Annotated in this window: 17 protein-coding genes and 1 pseudogene; 4 read left to right on the plus strand and 14 right to left on the minus strand. The window is 75.0% G+C overall.

Going from position 1 to position 20937, the window contains the following annotated elements; translation table 11 throughout:
* From ACOBQU_RS23420 to ACOBQU_RS23430, 3 genes are read left to right on the plus strand one after another with little or no spacing between them, the layout of a single operon-like run.
* The gene (locus ACOBQU_RS23420) at nucleotides 1–888 is read left to right on the plus strand and encodes an ATP-binding cassette domain-containing protein (protein ID WP_423629257.1); all 888 of its coding nucleotides are present in this window, start codon (nucleotides 1–3) and stop codon (nucleotides 886–888) included.
* The gene (locus ACOBQU_RS23425; RefSeq protein ID WP_423629258.1) at nucleotides 885–2495 is read left to right on the plus strand and encodes an ABC transporter permease; all 1611 of its coding nucleotides are present in this window, start codon (nucleotides 885–887) and stop codon (nucleotides 2493–2495) included. The genes ACOBQU_RS23420 and ACOBQU_RS23425 overlap by 4 nt, the downstream gene beginning before the upstream one ends.
* The gene (locus tag ACOBQU_RS23430) at nucleotides 2489–3193 is read left to right on the plus strand and encodes a hypothetical protein (RefSeq protein ID WP_423629259.1); all 705 of its coding nucleotides are present in this window, start codon (nucleotides 2489–2491) and stop codon (nucleotides 3191–3193) included. Before ACOBQU_RS23425 ends, ACOBQU_RS23430 begins: the two co-directional genes overlap by 7 nt.
* Before the next feature lie 5 nt (nucleotides 3194–3198).
* On the opposite strand, the gene ACOBQU_RS23435 is transcribed toward ACOBQU_RS23430, so the two are convergent.
* From ACOBQU_RS23435 to ACOBQU_RS23450, 4 genes are all read right to left on the minus strand, one after another.
* Nucleotides 3199–4878, minus strand: a complete 1680-nt coding sequence (locus tag ACOBQU_RS23435) for a glycosyltransferase family 2 protein (RefSeq protein WP_423629260.1) — start codon at nucleotides 4876–4878, stop codon at nucleotides 3199–3201.
* Nucleotides 4875–7088, minus strand: a complete 2214-nt coding sequence (locus ACOBQU_RS23440; protein ID WP_423629261.1) for a CDP-glycerol glycerophosphotransferase family protein — start codon at nucleotides 7086–7088, stop codon at nucleotides 4875–4877. Before ACOBQU_RS23440 ends, ACOBQU_RS23435 begins: the two co-directional genes overlap by 4 nt.
* A 152-nt stretch (nucleotides 7089–7240) precedes the next feature.
* The gene (locus tag ACOBQU_RS23445) at nucleotides 7241–8041 is read right to left on the minus strand and encodes an ABC transporter ATP-binding protein (protein ID WP_423629262.1); all 801 of its coding nucleotides are present in this window, start codon (nucleotides 8039–8041) and stop codon (nucleotides 7241–7243) included.
* Nucleotides 8028–8942: an ABC transporter permease gene (locus ACOBQU_RS23450; RefSeq protein WP_423629263.1), complete on the minus strand. Its 915-nt coding sequence runs from the start codon at nucleotides 8940–8942 to the stop codon at nucleotides 8028–8030. The genes ACOBQU_RS23445 and ACOBQU_RS23450 overlap by 14 nt, the downstream gene beginning before the upstream one ends.
* Before the next feature lie 257 nt (nucleotides 8943–9199).
* On the opposite strand from ACOBQU_RS23450, the gene ACOBQU_RS23455 reads away from it, so the two are divergent.
* Nucleotides 9200–9844: a TetR/AcrR family transcriptional regulator gene (locus ACOBQU_RS23455; protein WP_423629264.1), complete on the plus strand. Its 645-nt coding sequence runs from the start codon at nucleotides 9200–9202 to the stop codon at nucleotides 9842–9844.
* A gap of 199 nt (nucleotides 9845–10043) precedes the next feature.
* Here the strand turns inward: ACOBQU_RS23455 and ACOBQU_RS23460 are convergent.
* From ACOBQU_RS23460 to ACOBQU_RS23505, 10 genes and pseudogenes are all read right to left on the minus strand, one after another.
* Nucleotides 10044–10687, minus strand: a pseudogene (locus ACOBQU_RS23460) (HAD family hydrolase).
* Entirely contained in the window at nucleotides 10684–11340 is a 657-nt protein-coding gene (locus ACOBQU_RS23465; RefSeq protein ID WP_423629265.1) for a LuxR C-terminal-related transcriptional regulator, read from the minus strand. The pseudogene ACOBQU_RS23460 and the gene ACOBQU_RS23465 overlap by 4 nt, the downstream one beginning before the upstream one ends.
* The gene (locus ACOBQU_RS23470; RefSeq protein ID WP_423629266.1) at nucleotides 11328–12494 is read right to left on the minus strand and encodes a sensor histidine kinase; all 1167 of its coding nucleotides are present in this window, start codon (nucleotides 12492–12494) and stop codon (nucleotides 11328–11330) included. The genes ACOBQU_RS23465 and ACOBQU_RS23470 overlap by 13 nt, the downstream gene beginning before the upstream one ends.
* A gap of 10 nt (nucleotides 12495–12504) precedes the next feature.
* Complete coding sequence (locus ACOBQU_RS23475) at nucleotides 12505–12669, minus strand: hypothetical protein (protein WP_423629267.1); 165 nt, start codon at nucleotides 12667–12669, stop codon at nucleotides 12505–12507.
* A 182-nt stretch (nucleotides 12670–12851) separates the two neighbouring features.
* Nucleotides 12852–13394 carry a GntR family transcriptional regulator gene (locus ACOBQU_RS23480; protein WP_423629268.1) on the minus strand — a complete coding sequence of 181 codons (543 nt, stop codon included), beginning with the start codon at nucleotides 13392–13394 and terminating at the stop codon, nucleotides 12852–12854.
* Between the two features lie 218 nt (nucleotides 13395–13612).
* Complete coding sequence (locus ACOBQU_RS23485) at nucleotides 13613–16210, minus strand: FtsX-like permease family protein (RefSeq protein WP_423629269.1); 2598 nt, start codon at nucleotides 16208–16210, stop codon at nucleotides 13613–13615.
* Complete coding sequence (locus tag ACOBQU_RS23490; RefSeq protein WP_423629270.1) at nucleotides 16207–16998, minus strand: ABC transporter ATP-binding protein; 792 nt, start codon at nucleotides 16996–16998, stop codon at nucleotides 16207–16209. Before ACOBQU_RS23490 ends, ACOBQU_RS23485 begins: the two co-directional genes overlap by 4 nt.
* Before the next feature lie 124 nt (nucleotides 16999–17122).
* The gene (locus ACOBQU_RS23495; RefSeq protein WP_423629271.1) at nucleotides 17123–18007 is read right to left on the minus strand and encodes an NAD(P)-dependent oxidoreductase; all 885 of its coding nucleotides are present in this window, start codon (nucleotides 18005–18007) and stop codon (nucleotides 17123–17125) included.
* 131 nt (nucleotides 18008–18138) lie between these two features.
* Nucleotides 18139–19131 carry a UDP-glucose 4-epimerase GalE gene (galE, locus tag ACOBQU_RS23500; protein ID WP_423629272.1) on the minus strand — a complete coding sequence of 331 codons (993 nt, stop codon included), beginning with the start codon at nucleotides 19129–19131 and terminating at the stop codon, nucleotides 18139–18141.
* 149 nt (nucleotides 19132–19280) lie between these two features.
* The gene (locus ACOBQU_RS23505; protein ID WP_423634664.1) at nucleotides 19281–20930 is read right to left on the minus strand and encodes a glycosyltransferase family 2 protein; all 1650 of its coding nucleotides are present in this window, start codon (nucleotides 20928–20930) and stop codon (nucleotides 19281–19283) included.
* Nucleotides 20931–20937 lie beyond the last annotated feature (7 nt).

Raw genomic sequence — 20937 nt, forward strand, 5'->3', positions numbered from 1 at the left:
ATGGCATCGACCACACCTGGTGCGACCACCGTGGCCGTGCGTGCCCTGACCGTGAGGTATCGCGGCAAGCTCGCCTTGAAGGGCGTATCCATGACCTTGAGGGACGGTGTCACCGGACTGCTCGGGCCCAATGGCGCCGGCAAGACGACGCTGCTGCGCACGCTGGCGACCGCGCTGGCCCCCGACGGCGGCGGGATCGACGTGCTCGGCCTCGATCCACGCAGGCCGAAACAGCGGACCCGGATCCGGCGCCAGTTGGGCTACCTGCCCCAGTCACCCGGCTTCCACCCGCACTTCACCGCCTTCGAGTTCATCGACTACGTCGCCATCCTGCGAGAGATGAGCAACCGGGCCCAGCGGCATCAGGAGGTCCGCCGAGTGCTGTCAGCGGTGGGTCTGAGCGAGGACAGGAGCAGGAGGGTCAAGTCGCTGTCCGGTGGCATGCGGCAGCGTCTGGCCCTGGCCGCGGCGCTGCTCGGCGACCCGAAGGTGCTGATCCTGGACGAGCCCACCGTGGGGCTCGACCCCGAACAACGCCTGCGCTTCCGTGAGTTGGTCGCCGATCTGGGCGCCGGTCGAACGGTGCTGCTCTCCACCCACCAGACCGAGGACGTCACCGCGCTGTGCAACCGGGTCATCGTCCTGGACGCCGGCACGGTGAAGTTCGACGGGTCCCCCGACTCGCTGCGCCAAGTGGCCGACAGCCGGGTCTGGCTGAGCGACCAGCGCTGTCGGCAGGCCGTCGCGGGCTGGCTCACGGGCCGCGGCACCTTCCGCAACATCGGCACTCCGCCCGCCGGGGCCGATCTGGCGCCGCCGACCTTGGAGGACGGATATCTGCTCCTGCTCGACACGGTGCCCGAGGCACGGAAGGCACCGGCGGCATGACCACGACCGACACCCGACCAGTCCGCCCGCCCGCGCGCGGTCCCGCGGTGACCTGGTCCATGTCTCCACCGGCCAGGGCCATGCTGGTGCTCACCCTCTGCGAGACCCGCCGACTGCTGCGGCATCCGGCCCTGCTGCTGGCTCTGGCGGCCTATCTGGCCCACTGGTTCCACACGGTCACGGCGACCGAGGCGAGCCGCTATCCGGTGCTCCACGACGAGGCCCGGACCGGCCAGGCACCGCTGCTCCTCCTGGCCGCCGGTACCTTCCTCGCCGTCCACCTTGCCGCCCTGCGGCCCGTCCGCGACCACACCGACGACCTGTACGAGGTGCTGGTGCTCGAACCGTGGCGGCGGACCACCGCCCACCTGCTGTCTGCCGTCCCCGCCGCGGTCATCGCCGGGGTCCTCGCCGCGGCCCGCGTCCTTCACCTGGCCACCCGGCCTGGCGCGGTGAGCCGCCCAGCGGTCAGCGAAGTGGCCACGGGACCGCTGGTGGTCCTGCTGGCCGCGGGCCTCGCCGTCTTCCTGGCCCGCCTCACCCGCTCCGTGGCCGCTGGGCCGCTCGTGCTCGCCGCCCTGGGCGTGGTGACGGTGCTCGGCGCCCTCAACGGCACCGCGCGGGCCAGATGGCTGGCACCGGTCGCCTTCGAGGACCAGTTCCGCGCTACCGTTCCCAGCGATCTCCTGGATCGGCCCGCGGGTCTGCACCTTCTCTATCTGCTGTGCTGCACCGCGGCCCTGGCAGTGGGAGCCCTGTGGCGCAGCGGAGAACACCGGGGCTGGGGGATCAGGGTGGCACTGGCCGCGGCCCTGCTCGGTACCACGGCGACCGCCCTGGGCCAGCTGCGACCGCTGCCGGACTCGGTGGCCACGGCCCGGGGCAGGGCGAACACGGCCCCCGCCGCCCTGCAGGAGTGCGAGAGGAAGGGCACCGTCACTTACTGCGCCTTCCCCGAGTACCTGGGCCGTCGTGTCCAGTGGGCGCGCGTGGCGGAACGTGTCCTGGAGCAGCTTCCCTCCTCGGCGCGGCGAAGCCAGTACTTCGTACGCCAGCACATCAGCCCGGAGGCCTTCGCTCCCGAAGGCGTGGCCCCGCCCGCCCCGGTGGAGCGGTGGGCGCGAGACGACCGACGTGCCCGCACCCCGGGAGCGGTGGTCGTCGGCACCGAATGGGGTCCGTCGAGCGGCGGCGGCAACAGCGCGGTGATCGGGTTCGCGGCGGGGTTCGCCTACCGGAGTGTCGCCGGAAGCCGGGCCGACGACCCCGCCGTCGCCAAGGTCTGCGGCGCCCGAGGTCTCGTGGTGCTCTGGCTGGCGGCGCAGGCGACCGAGGAGACGGCGTCCGCTCTGCGCGATCACGCCTCCCGCAGCTACGGGGGGCTCACCACCCTCTCACCGCTCAACGCCAACGCCGGTCTGGTCGTGCCACGCGGCGCGGTCGACATGGTCCTCACCCTCATCGACCGGCCGCGGGCCGGGATCTCGGCACGGATCAGAGCGTCGTGGACCACTCTCACCGACCCCCGCACCAGCCTGGACCAGGCGGCCGACATCCTTGGTGTCCCCGCCCCACGATCCCCCGCGGCGGAGGACGGACCGTGCTGACATCCTTCCGAGTGCTGCGCGCGCTGATCGTCGCGGAGACACGCGCGGCCCGCACGGTGCCCCTGCTGTGCGGTGCCGCCTGCTGCGCGGTGGCCGCGGTCGTACCGGTGCTGGTCTCGGCTCACCCTGATACTGAGGCGGCCGCCCTGCTGCTGCGCTCCTGCGCGGTGTTCGCCGTCACCGGCGTCGCCTTCCTCCTGGACGACCCGGCGGCGAGCAGCACGGCGGTGACCGCCGTCACGCGCCGTACTCGCCGCGTCGTTCGGCTGGGTGCCGGGGCTCTGGTGCCGGGTGTCGCCTGGGCTCTCGCGGTGGGCCTGATCCGGGTGGCCATGCCCGAAGACCGCACACTCCCGTGGGGAGGACTGGCGCAGGAAGCGTTGGTCTTGGCGCTGCTCACCGTCCTGCTGACCCTCATCGGGCTGCGGTTCACCGCAGGCCGTTCGGGCAGCCGCGTGGCCGCGCCCGCTCTAGTGATCACGTTGGCCATCATGGTGGCACTGCCCGGCGAGGTGGCCCTCTTCGTCAGCCCGACCGACGCCGACTGGCACGACGCCGTGGTGCGCTGGAGGTTTCTCGGCACCGGCACGGCCTTGGGCTGCCTGTGTCTGGCACGCGACGAGCCGAGGTACTCCATGGCGCGCTCTGTCGCCGCCGACGTTCCCGAAGCCGGGCGGCCTGGCCGTCTGAGTGCCTGACCGGGTCAGCGCAGGGCGCGTGCTGCCGCGTGGGCCGCTTTGCGGAGGCGGGTGGCTCGGGGGTCCGTCACGAGGGGGGTCAGGGGGCGGAGGATGTGGGGCGTGGGGCCCACCGGGGTCCAGGTGAGTTGGAGGCGGCCCGCGCCGCGGGCTTCCGGTTCCGCCGTGATGACGTGGGGGGCCAGGCCCGCCCGGTAGGGGACGTGGGCCCTCAGGGTGGGGAGGTCCAGGGGCGCGAGCAGCAGGCCCGAGTTGCGCTGGCGGCCCGAGGTGAGCTGGAGCAGGGGGTGCCGGGTGCCCGCGAAGCCGGTCAGTGGGACGGAGGCCGCCGCCAGGTCCAGGACCGCCTCGCCCTCGAAGACACCGGGGCGCACCGGGTCCAGGCGGAACGGCACCGTGAGCCGCCGCCGACCGGGGGTCACCACCAGGCGGGCCACCTGCGGGCCCACCGGCAGCCGCAGGCCCGGATCGTAGGTCCGGACGGCGAGCCGCAGCGCCGCGCCCCCGCCCCGCTCCACCCGGGTGATCTCGTGCCGGAACTGGGCGGTCGGGAACGGGCGGGTGTCCAACTCCAGGTCCGTCACGTCGAGTTCACGCCGGGCGGCGGGGGAGGACGGGACGCGGTCGCCCCAGTAGAGGCGGTCTCCGGGACCCGCCGTCACCGCGCGGGGAGCGACCCCGTGGCCAAGCCCCCGCGCCGCCACCCGCGCCTCCGCCAGGCGTTTGTCCCGCACCAGCTGGAGCACCACCCGCTCCGCGCGCGGCAGCCGCTCGTACGCCCCCTGCGCGAGCCCCGCCAGATACGGGTTCACGATCTCGGTGAACCCCCGCAGCCAGTCCTCGTCCCGGTACGGCAGATCCCCGGCGTACATCCGGAAGTCGTGCTTCAGGAACTTGTAGTCCTTGGCCTCCCGCAGCGCTTCGTGGCCGCTGTCCGTCAGGAAGGCGTCGATCAGGGTCTGGACGTGCACCCGGTCGCGTACGTTGCTCAGCTTGTGCCGCTGGTTGGAGATGGACGCCGAGGCGGCGGCCCCGTACGGCTCTGTGTACCAGCGGTACACCGGCTCCGAGATCACCGTGAACGCCCTCGCCAGGCAGTACGCCCGCGCCGAGAAGAGCTGGTCCTCGTAGTGGATGCCCTCGGGGAAGCGCAGGTCGTGGGCGTCCAGGAAGGACTTGCGGTACATCTTGCTCGTCGACAGGTGCTCGAAGAACAGGCCCGGTTCGGCCGCGATGCCCTCGACCGTGCGGCGCTCGGCCACCAAGTGCGGCATCCACGTCGACGTGCGCCCCGTGTCCACCCGCACCCGCCGCACCGCGCCCATCGTGAAGTCCACCTCCCGCTCGGCGTGCGCGGCGAGCAGCGACTCGACGGCGCGGGGCGGCAGTTCGTCGTCGCTGTCCAGGAACATCAGGTACGGGGCGCGGGCGATGTCGATGGCCCGGTTGCGCGGCGCGGAGCAGCCGCCGCTGTTCTCGGGCAGGCGCAGATAGCGGACGCGGGCGTCACGGGCCGCCAACTCCCGTGCCACGCGCGGTGTTTCATCCGTCGAGTGGTCGTCGCTGATGATGACCTCGATGGCGCGGTGGGTCTGGCGCAGCACCGACTCCACGGCGCGCGGCAGGCGTTCGGCGTCGTTGTAGACGATCACCGTGACCGTCACGTCGGGCACGTCGGGGGTCATCGCGTCGCCTCCCGTGGGGTCGGGGCCGGGGTGCGCTCGGCCAGCGGCACGATCGGCGGCACGTCCGTCTCCCCCAGGAACACCCGGCGCACCACCCGCTCCGCCGCCCGCCCGTCGTCGTACTCGCAGAACCGGCGCCGGAACGCCGCCCGCGCCGCCGTCGCCGCCTCGCCCCGCCAGTCGTCGCCGGTGAGGACCGCCGTCAGCTCCTCCTGCGTGCGCGCCACCGCGCCCGGCGGCTCCGCGAGCAGGTCGAAGTAGACGCCGCGCGTCTTGGCGTATGTCTCCCAGTCGTCGGCGTAGACCACGATGGGGCGGTCCAGGTTGGCGTAGTCGAACATGAGGGAGGAGTAGTCCGTGACCAGCGCGTCCGCCGCCAGGGCCAGCTCCTCCACCGGGTCGTACGTGGACACGTCCAGGACGCGGCCCGAGCGGCGCAGGCCCGCCAGGGCCCCGGCCGCCGCGCCGCCGTAGAAGTAGTGGCCGCGCACCAGCAGCACCGTGTCGTCGCCGAGGCGGTCCGCGAGGGCGGCCAGGTCCAGGCGCGGGGTCCAGGTCGCCTCGTAGTCGCGGTGGGTGGGCGCGTAGAGCAGGGCGCGCCGGCCGGGGGCGATGCCGAGGCGTTCGCGGACGGCCCGGACGTCGGCGGCCGTCGCCGTGTAGTAGACGTCGTTGCGCGGGTAGCCGTAGTCGAGTTCGACGTAACGGGACTGGTAGGCGCGCTGCCACATCTCGGTGGAGTGGCTGTTGGAGCTGACGCTGTAGTCCCAGCGGTCGACGCGCGCGAGCAGGTCGTGGAAGTTCAGGCCCTGCGCGGCGGCCGGGTAGGCGAGCTGGTCGAGGCCCATGCGCTTGAGGGGCGTGCCGTGGTGGGTCTGGAGGTGGACGGAGCCCTCGCGCTTGACGACGGCGTTGGGGAAGTTGGCGTTGTTCACCAGGTACGTGGCGGTGGCCAGGGTCCGCCAGTAGCGGCGGGAGCCGGGGACGACGTGGTCGGTGCCGGGCGGCAGCAGCGGCGCGTTGGCGCGGGTCACCACCCACACCGGGTGGATGTGCGGGGCGAGTTCGGCGAGCTTCGCGGCGATCGCCGCCGGGTTGCAGGCCACGCCCCGGTCCCAGTACGCGGAGAACACCGCGAGGTGCGGGTCGAGGGGGCGCCGGAGGTCCTGGTGGTACTGGGCGGCGCGGACCTTCCGCGCCGCCGCCTTGCGGCCGCTCGCCGCCGCCGACCTCAGCTCGCGGCGCCGCTGGTCGGCCAGCTGGAAGGCCCGGTACTTCGCGTACGCGTCCTCCTCAAGGAGGCGGCGGCGCACGCCCTCCAGGCCGCCGGGCCGCCGGTGGCCCGGCGGGCGGAAGTCCACGGCCGCCTTCGACGCGCGCCGGAAGAACGCCCGCGCCTCCGGCTCCGGCAGCCCCGCGCGGGCCACCGTCCGCAGGCTCGACGCCACCATCGCCCCGTACAGCACCGCGTACGGGCCCGGGCCCGCCGCCCGCTCCCCGGCGAGCCGCAGCAGCCGCTCCCAGGTGTCGAGCGCGGCGAACCGGTCGTCGGCCGTCAGCGGCGGCAGACTCTCGGGCCGTGCCTGCCGCACGTCGACGGCGGCCTGGTCGAGTACGGCGATCCGGTCGGCGCACAGCAGCGCCGCGTGCGCCGCGTACAGCTCGTCGTCCGTGGCGAGGTGATCCACGTGCGCCCGCCAGAACTCCCGCCGCAGCACCCGGTTGGCGAGGACCGGGGCGGCCTTCAGCAGGTCGGGGCAGTCCCCGAGGGCCACGTCGCGGCCGTCCGCCTTCGCCAGGTGGCGCCCGTCGGGGCCGGGCACGCGCGCGTGCCGCCACGTCGAGCGGGTGTGGTCGGTGAGCAGCACGTCCACGGTGTCCGGGAGCCCCGCCACCCGGTCGGCGACGGCGTGGGCGGCGCCCGTCGGCACGGTGTCCTTGCTCGGTACGAAGTGCAGCCAGCGGCCCGTGGCCCGGTCGGCGCCCGCCGCGCGGGCCACGCCGTCGGAGGTGCCGTCGGGCAGCGGCACCACGTCGATCCCGGGGTGCCGTCCGGCGGCGGCCCGCGCGGAGGCGCCGACGGCGGCGACCACCACCTGCGTGCCGGACTCGGCGGCCTCCCGGGCCAGCGGGCCGAGGGTCTCGGTCAACTGGCCCTGGACGTTGCGGCCGTGGACGACGACGGTCAGGGGCGGCTGCGGGTCGCTCATGCGGTGCTCCCTCCGGGGCGTCTGGCGTCGCGGCGTGCGGCGGGCGATTGGGGGTGCTGCTCAAACGCACCCATAGTGTCAACGCACCCATAGTGTAAGGATATGCACGTTAACGCGACAAAAGGGATGCGGTGCCTGAGGGGGAGCCCGGCTCACCTGCCCGTGAACTTCTCGTACTCCTTCAGGACCTCGTCGGTCGGCCCGTCCATGCGCAGCTCACCGCGCTCCAGCCACAGCACCCGGTCGCAGGTGTCACGGATCGACTTGTTGTTGTGGCTGACCAGGAACACCGTGCCCGCCTCCTTGCGCAGCTCGCGGATGCGGGCCTCGGAGCGCTTCTGGAACTTGCGGTCACCCGTGGCGAGCGCCTCGTCGATCATCAGCACGTCATGGTCCTTGGCGGCGGCGATGGAGAACCGCAGCCGCGCCGCCATGCCCGAGGAATACGTGCGCATCGGCAGCGTGATGAAGTCGCCCTTCTCGTTGATGCCCGAGAAGTCCACGATCTCCTGGTAGCGGGCCCTGATCTGCTCGCGGCTCATGCCCATCGCCAGACCGCCCAGGATCACGTTGCGCTCCCCGGTCAGATCGTTCATCAGCGCCGCGTTCACCCCCAGCAGGGAGGGCTGGCCGTCGGTGTAGACCTTGCCGCGCTCGGCGGGCAGCAGCCCCGCGATCGCCCGCAGCAGCGTCGACTTGCCCGACCCATTCGACCCGATCAGCCCGATCGCCTCACCCCGGTACGCCGTGAAGCTCACCCCGCGCACCGCGTGCACCTTGCGCACGCCCGGGGACTCGCCCCGCCTGATGATCCGGCTCAGCGCCGCCGTCGCACTGCCCCTGCCGGTCTTGCCGCCGTTGACCCGGTAGACGATGTGCAGCTCATCCGCGATGACCGTGGGGGTGGGGGTGGGGGCAGGGGTGGGGGTGCGCGGGGTCTCAGCCTCGGCCATAGGTCTCCTCCGCCTTCCAGAAGTAGATGAACCCGCCGACTCCGGCGAGCAGCGCCCAGCCCGCCGCCCAGGCCCACACGTGCGGCGGGAGCTGGTCCGCGTGGAAGCTGTCGATGAGGGCGAAGCGCATCAGGTCGATGTAGACGGCGGCCGGGTTGGCCTCCAGGAGCGCGGTCACCGCGCCGGGCAGGTCCCGGTCGGCGAGGACCCGGTCGATGCTCCACATCACGCCGGACGCGTACATCCACGTACGCAGTACGAACGGCATCAGCTGGGCGACGTCCGGCGTCCTGGCGCCGAGCCGGGCCAGCGCCAGCGCGAGCCCGGCGTTGAACGTGAACTGGAGCGCGAGCGCGGGCACCGCGAGCAGCCAGGAGGCGGCGGGCGGCACGCCGAAGGCGAGCAGGATCGCGAGCAGCGCGACCATGGAGAACAGCAGCTGCTGGAGCTGCTGGAGGCAGTACGAGACGGGGAGCGCGGCGCGGGGGAAGTGCAGCGCCCGCACCAGGCCGAGGTTGCCCGAGATGGCGCGGGTGCCCGCGAGCGCGGACTGCTGGGTGAAGGTGAACACGAAGACGCCGGTGACCAGGAACGGGACGTAGTCCGGCACGTTGTGCTTGGTGTTCATGAGCACGCCGAAGACGAAGTAGTAGACCGCCGCGTTGAGCAGCGGCGTCATCACCTGCCAGAGCTGGCCGAGCTTCGCCTGGCTGTACTGGGCGGTGAGCTTGGCGGTGGCGAAGGCGGTGACGAAGTGGCGGCGGCGCCACAGGTCGCGGACGTAGGCGCGCAGGGGGACGCGGGCGCCGCTGACGGTGAGGCCGTGGCGGGCGGCCAGCTCGGCGGGGGTGAGCGCCGCGGTGGCCTGCGAAGTGGGCGGTTTCTCCAGTACGTGGGTCACGTCCGCTGCTTTCGCTCGGGGGCGTGGGGCGGGGGGCGGGGGACGATGGGCGGGGGTCGCGTACGCCGCGCGGGCGGGCGCACGCCTCGTACGCGGCGCACACCTCGCACAGCACGTGCACCTCGTACGGCACGTGCACCTCGTACGTCACGTACGCCTCGTACGTCGGGACGGTCCCGTATCGTCGTCACGCTGACAGTAGGGCGTAGTGACGTCGGAACGCAACCGTATCGTCGTCACGCCCCTATGCTGGGCGCATGACGACGAGCGAGAAGAAGCCGGGGGACGGGCCGGGGGACAAGCCGGGGGAGCGGGGCCGCCGGGCGCCCGCCGGGGCCGCCGTGCTGCGCGAGGACGTGACCGAGGCCATCCGGAACGCCGTCTTCGAGGAGCTCGCGGCGGTCGGGTACGCGCGGATGTCCATCGAGGGCATCGCGCGCCGCGCGGGCGTCGGCAAGACCGCCGTCTACCGGCGCTGGCGCTCCAAGCTGCACCTCGTCCTCGACCTGGTCTCCGCCGTCGCCGTCCAGGGCCTGCCCACGCCCGACACCGGGTCCCTCCGGGGCGATCTGCGGCTGCTGTACGAGGTGACCTCGCGCGCCCTGCGCCACCCCGTCGCCTCCCAGGTCATCCCGGACCTCCTCGCCGAGGCCGCCCGCAACGCCGAGATCGAGGCCGCCCTCCAGAAGGCCCTGCGCGAGGGCCAGCACGGGGTGGCCAGCGGCATCGTCGCCCAGGCGGTCGCCCGGGGCGAACTGCGCCCCGGCCTCGACGAGGAGCTGGCGCTGGACCTGATGTCCGGCCCGCTGTACTGGCGGGCGGTGGTGGTGCGGGGCGCCCCTGACGGGGGGTACCTGGACCGGCTGGCGGCGGCGACGGCGGCGGGTCTGGCGACGCTCTAGCTGGCGGGGTCGCCTTTCGCGGGCGGGGGCGCCTTCAGCTGGCGGGGCGCCTTGGGCGCCGGGCTCGGCTGGGGCTGCGCCCCTTTCCCCGCGTTGGCGCTCCGCGCCTCGTCCTCAAACGCCGGACGGGCTCGCTCCCTGCCGGACGCCGTGATGAGTCCCGCGGCCCCGACGGCCGTACTGTCGGCCGCGTGGTGCGTCAGCCTGGCGCGAGGATTCCGACCAGCTCCAGCAGCCCGTCCACCCGGTAGTCCGCGGTCGCGACCACCTCGGGGGTGTCCGCCCACAGGTGGCCCCAGGGGCCCCGGCGGAGGTGGGCCGTGCGCAGGCCCGCGCGGGCCGCGGGGAACACGTCGTTGCGCGGGAGGTCGCCGACGTACAGGACCTGGTCCGCGGGGACGCCCGCCGCCTTGACGACCCGGGTGAAGAACGCGGTGTCGGGCTTGGCGACGCCCCACTCCCCCGAGGTGGCGACGATGTCGGCGGGCAGGCGCAGGGCGCGGAGCAGGCCCCCGGCCCGCGCCGTCTGGTTCCCGGCCACGACGATCCGGTGGCCGCGGTCGCGCAGCGCGCCCAGCGCGGGGCGGACGTCGTCGTACAGATCCGTCTCGTCCAGGCGCTCGCCCCGCCCCACCGCTTCCCTGGCGGCGTACGCGGCGGCCACGTCGATGTCCGGCCGCAGCAGCCGCAGCACCTCGACGTCGTCCTGCCCGCGTGCGACCACCGCCCCGACGAGGGCGGACACCGTGTGCCGCGGCACCCCGAGCCAGTCGGCCCAGTCCCCCAGTACCGGTCGTCCCTGACCAGGGTTCCCGCGACGTCGAACGCGACGGCGCGGATCACCCGGCCTCGCCCTTGTTGTTCAGGTACGCCAGGACCGCCAGCACCCTGCGGTGGCCCGAGTCGGACGGGGGCAGGCCCAGCTTCAGGAAGACGTTGCCGATGTGCTTGCTGACGGCGCGGTCGGAGACGACCAGGGTGCTGGCGATGGTGGCGTTGTCGCGGCCCTCGGCCATGAGGTGGAGGACCTCGCGTTCGCGGGGGGTGAGGGTGTCGAGGGGGTCGTCGCGGCGGCGGGTCATGAGTTCGGTGACGACCTCGGGGTCGAGCGCGGTGCCGCCCGCGGCGACCCGCTCCAGGGCGTCGAGGAACTCGTCGACGCGGCCCACGCGGTCCTTGAGGAGGTAGCCGACGCCGCTCGCGCCGTCGCCGAGCAGTTCGGCGGCGTACGTCTCCTCGACGTACTGGGACAGGACGAGCACCGGCAGGCCGGGGATCTCGCGCCGCGCGGCGAGCGCCGCGCGCAGGCCCTCGTCGCGGAACCCGGGCGGCATGCGGACGTCCAGGACCGCCGCGTCGGGGCGGTGCTCCAGCAGGGCGGGCAGGATCTCGGGGCCGGTCGCCGCGACGGCGGCCACCTCGTGCCCCGCGGTCGACAGGAGCAGCACGAGGCCCTCCCGCAGCAGCGCGTTGTCCTCGGCGATCACCACACGCACGGCAGTTCCACTCCGATCATGGTCGGCCCCCCGGCGGGGCTGTGCACGTCCATGATCCCGTCGAGCGCGGCCACCCGGCGACGCATGCCGAGCAGCCCGCTGCCGCCGCCCTCGTCGGCGCCGCCGCGGCCCTCGTCCCGTACGACCACGCGCAGGCCCGTCCGCTCCCGGGAGAGGTCCACCGAGGCGCGCTCGGCGCCGCTGTGCTTGGCCGCGTTGGTCAGCGCCTCGGCGACCACGAAGTACGCGGCGGCCTCCACGGCGGCGGGCGCCCTCGGCCCGCCCTCGACGCCGTCGTCGCAGACCGTCACGTCGAGCCCGCTGCTCGCGGCGAGCGCCCGCACGGCCCCCACCAGGCCCCGGTCGGTCAGGATCGGCGGATGGATGCCGCGCACCACGTGCCGCAGCTCGGTCAGCGCCTCCTCGGCCTGGTCCTGGGCGTCGTCCAGGAGCTTGCGCGCGGCCTCCGGGTCGTGGGCGTACGCCCGCTTGGCGAGGCCGACGCGCATGGACAGGGCGACCAGGCGGGCCTGCGCGCCGTCGTGCAGGTCCCGCTCGATGCGGCGCAGTTCGGCGCCGTGCGCGGCCACGGCGTCGGCGCGGGTCGCCGTCAGCTCGTCGACGCGCTCGGCGAGTTCGGCGGAGCGCAGCGCCTGCGGCGACGGCTTGAGCAGCGCGCTCGACCAGGCCGTGTCGAGCGCGGCGAGCCGTTCGATCAGCGGCAGGACGACGGCCCCGCGGCCCAGTAGCCCGCACCACACGCCGTCGACGAGGACGCCGATGATCCACAGCGGCAGCGCGAGGTACAGCAGCGCCAGCCCGTACACCACGTGCGCCACCATCCAGCGCAGGTCGCGCCACGTCCCGGGGTCCTGGACGGCCGCGCGGACCCGTTCCATCAGCGTGCCGCTCACCGGCGCGTACGCCTCTGGGATCGCCACCCCCGACCAGCGCTCGACCTGGCGGCGCTTGACCCCGGCCATCCGGCGCAGCAGCAGCACCGTCTCGGGCAGCACCCCAAGGCCGATGACGATGACCGAGGCCACCGCCGTGAACATCAGCACGCCGACGAATACGTACGAGACGAGGGCGAGGCCCGCCCCCGTCAGCAGCTGCATGGAGGCCCGGTCGGCCCGCTCCAGGGTCTCTCGCATGGGTTACAGGCTACGAGTGGCGCTCACGCGTCAGCACCAGCGCGGTGATCGACCCGATCACGGCGGTTCCGCTGATCACGCTGACGACGATCTCCTGCGCGCCGTCGAAGGCGACGCTGGTGAACGCGTTGACGATCACGCCGACGGCGAGCACGAACCAGAGCAGGGCTTTCATGGCGGGGCCTTTCGGGGTTCCGACGGGGCGGGGCGGACTTCCTGACGCCCTCGACTCTGCCGGTCCCCGCGCCACGGGACGAGAGAGCACCCTCCCGGATGGGGGGTGTAGCACGCTACACCCCGGGCGCCCGCGCTCGTGCGGGGAGCGGCGGTCGGTGCCTTCGGTTCCGGTCGTCACGGTCAGCCGATCTCGATCTCGTAGCGGAGCCGCTGCCGGTGCGCGGGCATGGTCATCACGTCGGCCTGGACGGGCCGGTCGGCGCGGTCCAGGGTCACGCGCCGCAGGAGCAGCACCGGTTCGTCGGGGCCGAGGCGCAGCACGTCGCGGGCCTCCGCGTCCGGCATCCGCGCGGTGACGTCCTCCCGGGCGCGGGCCCCGGCGCAGCCGAGTTCCGCCAGCAGGCTGACCGCGCCGCCGGGGATCTTCGCGGTCCCCGCGAGCCGGGTGCCGCGCGCGATGGCCACGGGGTAGTAGGTGTCCGTCAGTTCGCACGGCTCGCCGTCCAGGTACATCACGCGGCGGCGTACGACGACGGCCTCGCCCTCGGCGACACCGAGGAGTTCCGCCACCTCCGGGGGCGCGGGCACCTCACCGGCGTGCACGACGCGCTGACTGCCGCGGCGCCCGCGTGCGGCCGTCTCGGCACCCCACGCGTCCGGCTGCCCCGGCTCTCGCGGCTTCAGATACGGCACCGAGGTGCTGACCCATTCCTGTGCGCTCACGGCGTCCTCCCGCGTTGTCGACGGTCTCCAGCCTCGCCGCTCCACACGGTAGGCGGCAGCGGTTCCCCTCGACTCGGTACGCGTGTACGTATCCCGGCCAGAACCGGGGAACGTCCCAGCCCGTCCGGCGCTTGAGGACGAGGCGCGGAGCGCCAACGGAGGGGGAAGGGGCGCAGCCCCAGCCGAGTGCGGCGCCCAAGGCGCCCCCGGCCAGGCGCTCAACCCGTCGGATAGCGCCCCCGCAGCACCCGCCGCGCCGCCCCCATCGTCCCCGCCCACGTCGTGAGCGCGATCACCGTCACCACTAGGAGCGCTTGGGTGGGCGGCAGGTACGGGAGGGTTCCGGCCGCTGTCAGGCTGAAGGCGAGGAGGGGGACGAGGGCGACCGCCGTGCCGACGGTGAGGCCGGTGAGGGCGGTGGCCGCCGCCTCCAGGCGGAGCATGCGGCGCAGGTGGGCGCGGCCCGCGCCCGCCCGGCGCAGCAGGGTGAGTTCGGGGCGGCGGCCGACGCCGATCAGGGTCAGGGTGGACAGGACCGCGATCACCGTGAAGGCGCCGATCGCGGCGACGACCGCGCCCCCGACCACCGTGCCCAGCGCCTGGTCCTCCGGCTCGACGCGGACCGCGTCCCGCGCGGGCCCGGCGCCGCGCTCGATCCGGGCGCCGGGAGCCGCCCCGGCCAGGGCCCGCGCCCCCGAGGCGTCCGCCGCCACCAGGACCCGCCGCCCCGCCGGGCCCCCGCCCGACATGTGCCGGGTCAGTTCGGCGTGCGAGAACAGGAAGTCCCCGACGCCCAGGCCCCGTTCGTACACCGCGACCACCTTCAGGCGCGCCGCCACCCCATCTCCGAAGCGCAGCGCCACCGTGGAGCCGACGCGGGCGCCCAGGTCCCGGGCGCGGTCGCGGCTGACGGCCACGTGGCCCGGGCGCAGCCGGGACAGCGCCCCGGCGCTGACGTCGGGGTCCAGGGCGCGGGTCAGGCCCGGCGTGGTGACGCCCAGGACGGGCAGGCGCTCCAGGACGGGCTCGCCCGCCTCGCGGCGCGCCAGGACGACCGTGCTGTGGACGACCTCGGTCGCCGCCCGCACCCCGGGAGTCCGCCGGATGCGCTCCACCGCCCCGGCGGGCAGCCCCGCGTCGGCCCGTACGACCAGGTCCGCGCGGACGGCGTCCCGCAGCTGCGCCGCCGCCTCGTGCGTCAGCGTCGCGCCCGCCGACAGCTGCACCCCGGCGAACGCCGTGACGAGGACGATCGGGGTGATCGCGGCGCCCAACCGGCCAGCGGAAGCCAGGCAGTTGGCCGCCGCGAGGTGGCCGCTCGGGCCGCCGAGACGCCGCATCGGTCCCGCCAGGACGCGCAGCGCGCCGCGCGCGATCCACGGCCCGAGCAGCGCGCAGGCGATCACCATCGACACCGCCGACGCGCTCGCCGCCGCTGCCGCCGCCTGCCCGTGCTGGAGCGCGGCCGTGCCCGCCGACGTGACGCCGACGCCCAGCAGGACGAGCCCCGTGATCCGGCGGCCGGTTCCGGGCTCCGGCTCGCGCAGCGCCTCCGCCGGGCGGACCTTCGCCGCACGGGCGCAGGCGATGAGCGCCGAGACCCGGGCGATGAGGACGGTGAGGCCCGCCGTGGCCAGCGGGAGCGCCAGCAGCCAGTAAGGGAAGGGGAGTTCGAGGCCGTCGGGCAGCGCGTCGCGCCCTTCGAGGAGCGCCCGCAGACCCGCGTACGCCGGAACGGCCAGGGCCGCGCCCGCGAGGCCCGCCACCGCCGCGACCCGCCCCACCTCGCGGCCCACCGCGCCCCGCAGCTGCCGTGGTGTCGCGCCCACCGCCCGCAGCAGGCCCAGCTCGTGGGCGCGCTGCCGCAGCGCCTGCACCACCGTGGAGGACACCACCAGGCCCGCGATCAGGACCACCGAGCCCGCCACCGCGCCCAGCAGCTCAAGCAGCGCGGTGCGGGCGGGCGCGGCGGCCAACTGCTCGGCGGCGCCCCGCCCTTCGCCGGTCAGCACGCGCAGGCCCGCCGTGTCGCCGTCGGCCCGGCGCCCCACGCCGCTCAGGCCCGCGCGGTCGACGGCAGCCCGCACCCGGTCGCGCAGCTCGCCCGCGCCCACGCCCCGGTCGGCGAGCACCCCGACGGCGTCCACGGCGCGCCCGGCCAGGCGGCGCGCCTCGCCCCCGGTGAAGTACACGGCGGCGCGCGGCCCGTCGGCGACGCCCACGACGGTGTACGTCGCCTCGGCGCCACCGGCCCGCAGCACGACCCGGTCCCGCACCGCGTGCCCGCCGCCCACCACGACCTCGCCGTCGCGCTGGGGCGCGCGCCCCTCGCGCAGCGCGTACGGGGCCAACTGGGCGGCGTCCCAGGGGCGCCCGGTGGCGGACGCGCGCCCGTCGCCCACCGGGAACACCCGGTCCGCGACCGCCCGCCGCACCCCGGGCACCGCCCGCACCACGTCGAGCGCCCGCTCCGGCACCCGCACCCGCTCGGTCAGCCCGGCCGTCACCGTCTCCGGCTCCGAACCCCACGGCTTGGCGGTGTAGCGGGTGTGCTGGTCGCCCGCCACCACGACCGGGGCGCCCGCGTACCGCTCCACGCGCGCGTGCCCGAGCGCCGCCGACGTCAGGGCCAGCGCGAACGCGCCGAGCAGCGCGGAGGTCAGCACCAGCGCGGCGAAGACGGCCGCCCAGGCCTTGCGGTGCGTACGGGAGGCGCGCGCGGCGAGCAGCGCGGTCACCTTCACGGGGGCCTTCACCGGGGCCTTCGCGCGTATCGAGGCCCTCGCGGTCACCGGAGCGTTCACCGGAGTCGTCACGCCGCCACCGCCGCCTCGCGGCCAAGGCGCCGCATCACCTGGTGCACCTGCTCCGCGTCCGGCCGGTCGAGCACCGCCACGAAGCGGCCCCGCGCGAGGAACAGGGCCTGGTCGCACCACGCCGCCGCGCCCGGGTCGTGGGTGACCATCACCACGGTGTGCCCGTCGACGTCCACGGCCTGGCGCAGCAGGGACAGGACGCCGTGCGCGGTCTCCGGGTCGAGGGCGCCGGTCGGCTCGTCGGCGAAGACCACCGCCGGGTCGGTGACCAGGGCGCGGGCGATGGCGACGCGCTGCTGCTGGCCGCCGGACAGCTCGGTGGGGCGGTCCCCGGTGCGGTCGGCCAGGCCCACGGCGGCCAGGGCCCGGCTCGCGGCGTCGTACGCGTCGCCGGTGGCGCCGCCGAGCAGCAGCGGCAGCGCCACGTTCTCGGCGACGCTCAGGGACGGCACCAGGTTGTGGGCCTGGAAGACGAAGCCGACGCGTTCGCGGCGCAGCCTGGTCAGCTGGGCCTCGCTCAGGGAGCCGAGCGGGACGCCCTCGACGCACACCGTCCCCGAGGTCGGCCGGTCCAGCCCCGCCGCGCACTGGAGCAGTGTCGACTTGCCCGAGCCCGAGGGGCCCATCACCGCGAGGAACCGGCCGCGCGGCACGGTCAGGTCGACCGGGTGCAGCGCGACGAAGCCGCCCTTGCGGTACGTGCGGCCCACCCCGTGGAGGGTGAGCGCGTCGTCGCCCGCCGTCCGCCCGGTGGGCGCCTCCTTGGTGGCCGCGCGCCGCCTGAACATCCCGTACGCCCTCTCCTGGACCGTCGCGGCACACCGCCGCCCGCCAGGGAAAACGCTAGGAACCGGGGCGGCGCGGGACGAGAGAGCACGGTCCCGGAACGGGGGTGGAGCCTGCTACACCCCGCTACGCCTCCGGCTTGCGCAGCAGTTCCACGAGCGCCGCGACGCTCTGCTCGCCGCGCCCCTCGGCCATCGCGCGGCGCAGCAGGTCGTGCATCGGCTCGTGCCAGCGCACGTCGAGCCCGTGCTCCGTGCCCAGCTCCTCGTCGTACGGAATGCCCGCGTGGAAGATCCCGACGGAGGACAGCGGCTGGGAGTAGTCGCCGCTGTCGATCTCGGCGGCGAGCGTCGGCAGCACCGCGTTGACCATCTCCAGCCACTTCCTCGTGTACGGCACCAGGGTCTCCGCCTTCAGGCCGCGCTCCGTGACGAGGGCCGCGCCCTGGAAGAAGCCGAGCAGCACGGGCAGCAGGGTGCCGCCGACGGCCTGTTCGTAGAGGGCGGCGAGGTCCGGCTCGGCGCCGAGGTACTGGGTGTCGCCGCCCAGGACGCGCAGCGTCGCCTCGTGCTCGTCGAAGACGGTCCGGTCGCCGCCGTAGTACAGCAGCGTGTCCGGCTCGGCCACGGCCGTCGGTACGTTCTTGATCGCGCCGTCGAGGAAGCGGGCGCCGTGCCCGGTGGCCCAGGCGGCCATGGCGCGGGCGCCGGAGGGGGCCCCGGAGTTGAGGGTGACCAGGGCGCGGCCCGCGAGGGCGGCGGCGGCCGGTTCCAGGGCGGCGCGCGTCGCCTCGTACGTCGTCAGGCAGGCGATGACCAGCGGGCTCGCGGCGACGGCGGCCCGGATGTCGGGGGCGTGCGCGGCGCCCCGGGCGACCAGCGGGGCGGCCTTGTCGGGGCTGCGGTTCCAGACGGTCGTGGGGTGCCCGGCCGTGACGTACGCCGAGGCGAGCGCCGCGCCCATGGCGCCGAGTCCGACGATCGTCACGGGCGTGCGGGCGGGTGCGGGCATGGCTGCTCCAGTACTGGGGGGCGGGAAGGGGGGCGAGCGCTCGTCCCCAGCCTGGTTTCAGCCGTCGCTTTCCTCAAGTACCCACTATTTCGTGGGGTACTTACCCGTCGGTGCGCGTCCCGGTCAGGGGGCTAGCCGCGCGGCCTCGTACGGGCCTCGGGGTGCTGGCGCTGCCAGCCCGCCCACGCCGACTCCACCATCTCGCGCACGTCCCGCTTGGCCGTCCAGCCCAGCTCGGTGCCGATGCGGTCGGCGGCGGCCACCACGCGCGCCGGGTCGCCCGGGCGGCGGTCGGTGACCTCGGCCGGGGTGGCGATGCCGGTGACGTCCGCGATCAGGTCGACCATCTCGCGCACCGACACGCCCTCGCCCCGGCCGATGTTGAGCGTCAGGTCGGTGCCCTCGGGCGCGGCGGCCAGGCGCCGGGCGGCGGCGACGTGGGCCTCGGCGACATCGCTGATGTGGATGTAGTCGCGGACGCAGGTGCCGTCCGGCGTCGGGTAGTCCGCGCCGAAGACGCGGGGGGCCGCGCCTTCGGTGAGCTTCTCGAAGACCATCGGCACCAGGTTGAACACGCCCGTGTCGGCCAGCTCGGGGCTGGCGGCGCCCGCCACGTTGAAGTACCTCAGGCAGGCCGTGCGCAGGCCCGTCGCGCGGCCCGTGGCGCGGGTCAGCCACTCGCCCGCCAGCTTCGTCTCGCCGTACGGGCTCATCGGCGCGCACGGCGTGTCCTCCGTGACCAGGTCGACGTCGGGCATGCCGTACACGGAGGCGGAGGAGGAGAAGACGAAGGACGGCACCCGCGCCTCGGTCACCGCCTCCAGGAGGACGCGCAGGCCCTCCACGTTCTCCCGGTAGTACCGCAGGGGCTGCTCGACCGACTCGCCGACCTGCTTCTTCGCCGCCAGGTGGATGACACCGGCGACGTCGTGCTCGCGCAGGACGGCGGCCACGCGGTCCGCGTCGAGCGTCGAGCCGGTCACCAGCGGCACGCCGTCGGGCACGCGGGCGGCGATGCCGGTGGACAGGTCGTCGTAGACCACGGTCCGCTCGCCCGCCTCGGTCATGGCGCGCACCACGTGCCCCCCGATGTAGCCCGCACCGCCGGTGATCAGCCAGGTCATGGTCAGCTCGTCCCGTCCTGTCGCCCTGTCGCCCTGTCGCCCTGTCGCTCTGTAGCTCTGGTCGCTCTGGTCGCTCTGTCGTCGTGTGTCGCGGATGTGCCCCCGACATCCCGGTTGTGCAGTGTGTCAGAGGCGTCGTACGGCGTGTGTCAGTGGCGGCGGGGGCCCGGGCGCAGTCGGGCGGCGGCCCGCGCGAGCCGCCGCCGCGCGACCTCCGCCACGCCCCGCGCGCCCGGCGCGAGCCGCACCGCGAGGCTGCCCGCCTGCGTCGCGTACGGCTGGACGAGCACCAGACCGCGCCGCCCGGCGGGCACCGCGCCGCGCCGCAGCAGGCCGGGCCCGGCGACCGCGCGGGCCGTGGCGGCGCGGGCCGTGCCGTCGTCGAACAGCAGCCGCAGCCGCAGGTCGTACACGTCGCCGTCGAGCGCCGCGAGGTCCAGGCGCACCTCGGCCGTCCAGGTCTCGCCGGGCGTCTCGGCGGCGAAGGCCGCCGTGCGCCGCTGGCCGGGGCGGCCGCTCTCGCGGTGGACCAGCTCCACGTCGACGACGGCGGGACCGGCCGCCGCGACCCGCCCGTACAGCTCGTGCAGGCGCAGGCGGAGGGTGCCCTCGCGCGGGCGCAGCTCGGCGTCGACGGCCAGCGGCAGCAGCCGCAGCGGCCGGTCGAGGAGGTGCTCCAGGGTGACCTGGGGCAGGTCGGCGGACCACACGGGCGTGCCGTCGCCGTCGAGGGCGTAGGGCGGGGTGAGGCGGGCCGGGCGGGCGGCGACCTGGCGCAGCCGGTCCAGGTCGCGGGGCCGGGGCGAGGCGAGCAGGACGCGGGCGATGACCCGGCCGGGGGCGGGCGCGGCGGCCAGGTCGGCGGCGTCGAACCCGGCGAGGTAGGCGCGGGTGAGGGTCCACCAGGCGCGGCGGTACTCCGGGTCGCGGGCCGGAAGCTCGCGCGCGTACATCCGCAGGCTGTGGTCGAGGAACTTGGCGCGGGCGGCGCGGGCCAGGGCCTTGCCGCCGCTGCCGCCGCCGGGCCCGCCGTCGGGCCCGCCGTCGGCGTCGCGCAGGATCTCCACGGCTTGGCGGTGGGCTTCGACGCGGGCCTTCCAGTTGTCGATGCCGGAGCGGTCCAGGGAGATCGACAGCCTGCTCGCGGCGCGCCGCACGTGCCATACGTACACCGTGTCGGGGATGAGCGCGATGCGCGGCGCCGCCGCCAGGACCCGGGCGCCGAAGACGAAGTCCTCGTACACGAACCGGCCTTCGGGGAAGCGGACGCCGTGCTCGCGCAGGAAGTCCGTGCGGTAGAGCTTGTTGACGCACAGCGTGTCGTGCACCAGGCGGGGGCGGCGCTCGGGCCGGGCGACGAGCGCGGGCTTGCGGTACAGCTCGGGCTGCCAGGGCAGCTCGCGCCCCGAGGGCACCTCGCGGCGCACGCACAGGCCGGAGGCGACCTGCGCCCCGTGCCGCAGGGCGGCGCGCAGCAGCGCGTCGACGGCGCCCGGCGCGAGCACGTCGTCGCTGTCCAGGAACATCAGGTACTCGCCGGTCGCGGCGTCCGCGCCGTCGTTGCGGGGCGTGCCGCAGCCGCCGCTGTTGGCCGCGCGGCGCAGCACGCGTACGCGCGGGTCGGCGTCGGCCAGGGAGTGCAGCACGGCGGGCGTGGCGTCCGTCGAGCAGTCGTCGACGGCGATCACCTCGTGCACGGCGGGGCCCTGGGCCAGGGCGGAGCGCACCGCGTCCGCGATGTGCGCGGCGTCGTCGTAGCCGATCACGACGACGGTGACGCGGGGCGACTGGGGCGACATGCGGTTC

Source organism: Streptomyces sp. G45 (assembly GCF_049542095.1).
GTDB lineage: Bacteria > Actinomycetota > Actinomycetes > Streptomycetales > Streptomycetaceae > Streptomyces.

Bases quoted from the DNA above. Each gene is read 5' to 3' on its own strand.
- ACOBQU_RS23420 (WP_423629257.1), top strand. From the start codon at position 1: ATGGCATCGACCACACCTGGTGCGACCACCGTGGCCGTGCGTGCCCTG.
- ACOBQU_RS23425 (WP_423629258.1), top strand. From the start codon at position 885: ATGACCACGACCGACACCCGACCAGTCCGCCCGCCCGCGCGCGGTCCC.
- ACOBQU_RS23435 (WP_423629260.1), bottom strand. From the start codon at position 4,878: ATGACCCCCGACGTGCCCGACGTGACGGTCACGGTGATCGTCTACAAC.
- ACOBQU_RS23440 (WP_423629261.1), bottom strand. From the start codon at position 7,088: ATGAGCGACCCGCAGCCGCCCCTGACCGTCGTCGTCCACGGCCGCAAC.
- ACOBQU_RS23445 (WP_423629262.1), bottom strand. From the start codon at position 8,041: ATGGCCGAGGCTGAGACCCCGCGCACCCCCACCCCTGCCCCCACCCCC.
- ACOBQU_RS23455 (WP_423629264.1), top strand. From the start codon at position 9,200: ATGACGACGAGCGAGAAGAAGCCGGGGGACGGGCCGGGGGACAAGCCG.
- ACOBQU_RS23470 (WP_423629266.1), bottom strand. From the start codon at position 12,494: ATGCGAGAGACCCTGGAGCGGGCCGACCGGGCCTCCATGCAGCTGCTG.
- ACOBQU_RS23475 (WP_423629267.1), bottom strand. From the start codon at position 12,669: ATGAAAGCCCTGCTCTGGTTCGTGCTCGCCGTCGGCGTGATCGTCAAC.
- ACOBQU_RS23490 (WP_423629270.1), bottom strand. From the start codon at position 16,998: ATGTTCAGGCGGCGCGCGGCCACCAAGGAGGCGCCCACCGGGCGGACG.
- ACOBQU_RS23495 (WP_423629271.1), bottom strand. From the start codon at position 18,007: ATGCCCGCACCCGCCCGCACGCCCGTGACGATCGTCGGACTCGGCGCC.
- galE (WP_423629272.1), bottom strand. From the start codon at position 19,131: ATGACCTGGCTGATCACCGGCGGTGCGGGCTACATCGGGGGGCACGTG.
- ACOBQU_RS23505 (WP_423634664.1), bottom strand. From the start codon at position 20,930: ATGTCGCCCCAGTCGCCCCGCGTCACCGTCGTCGTGATCGGCTACGAC.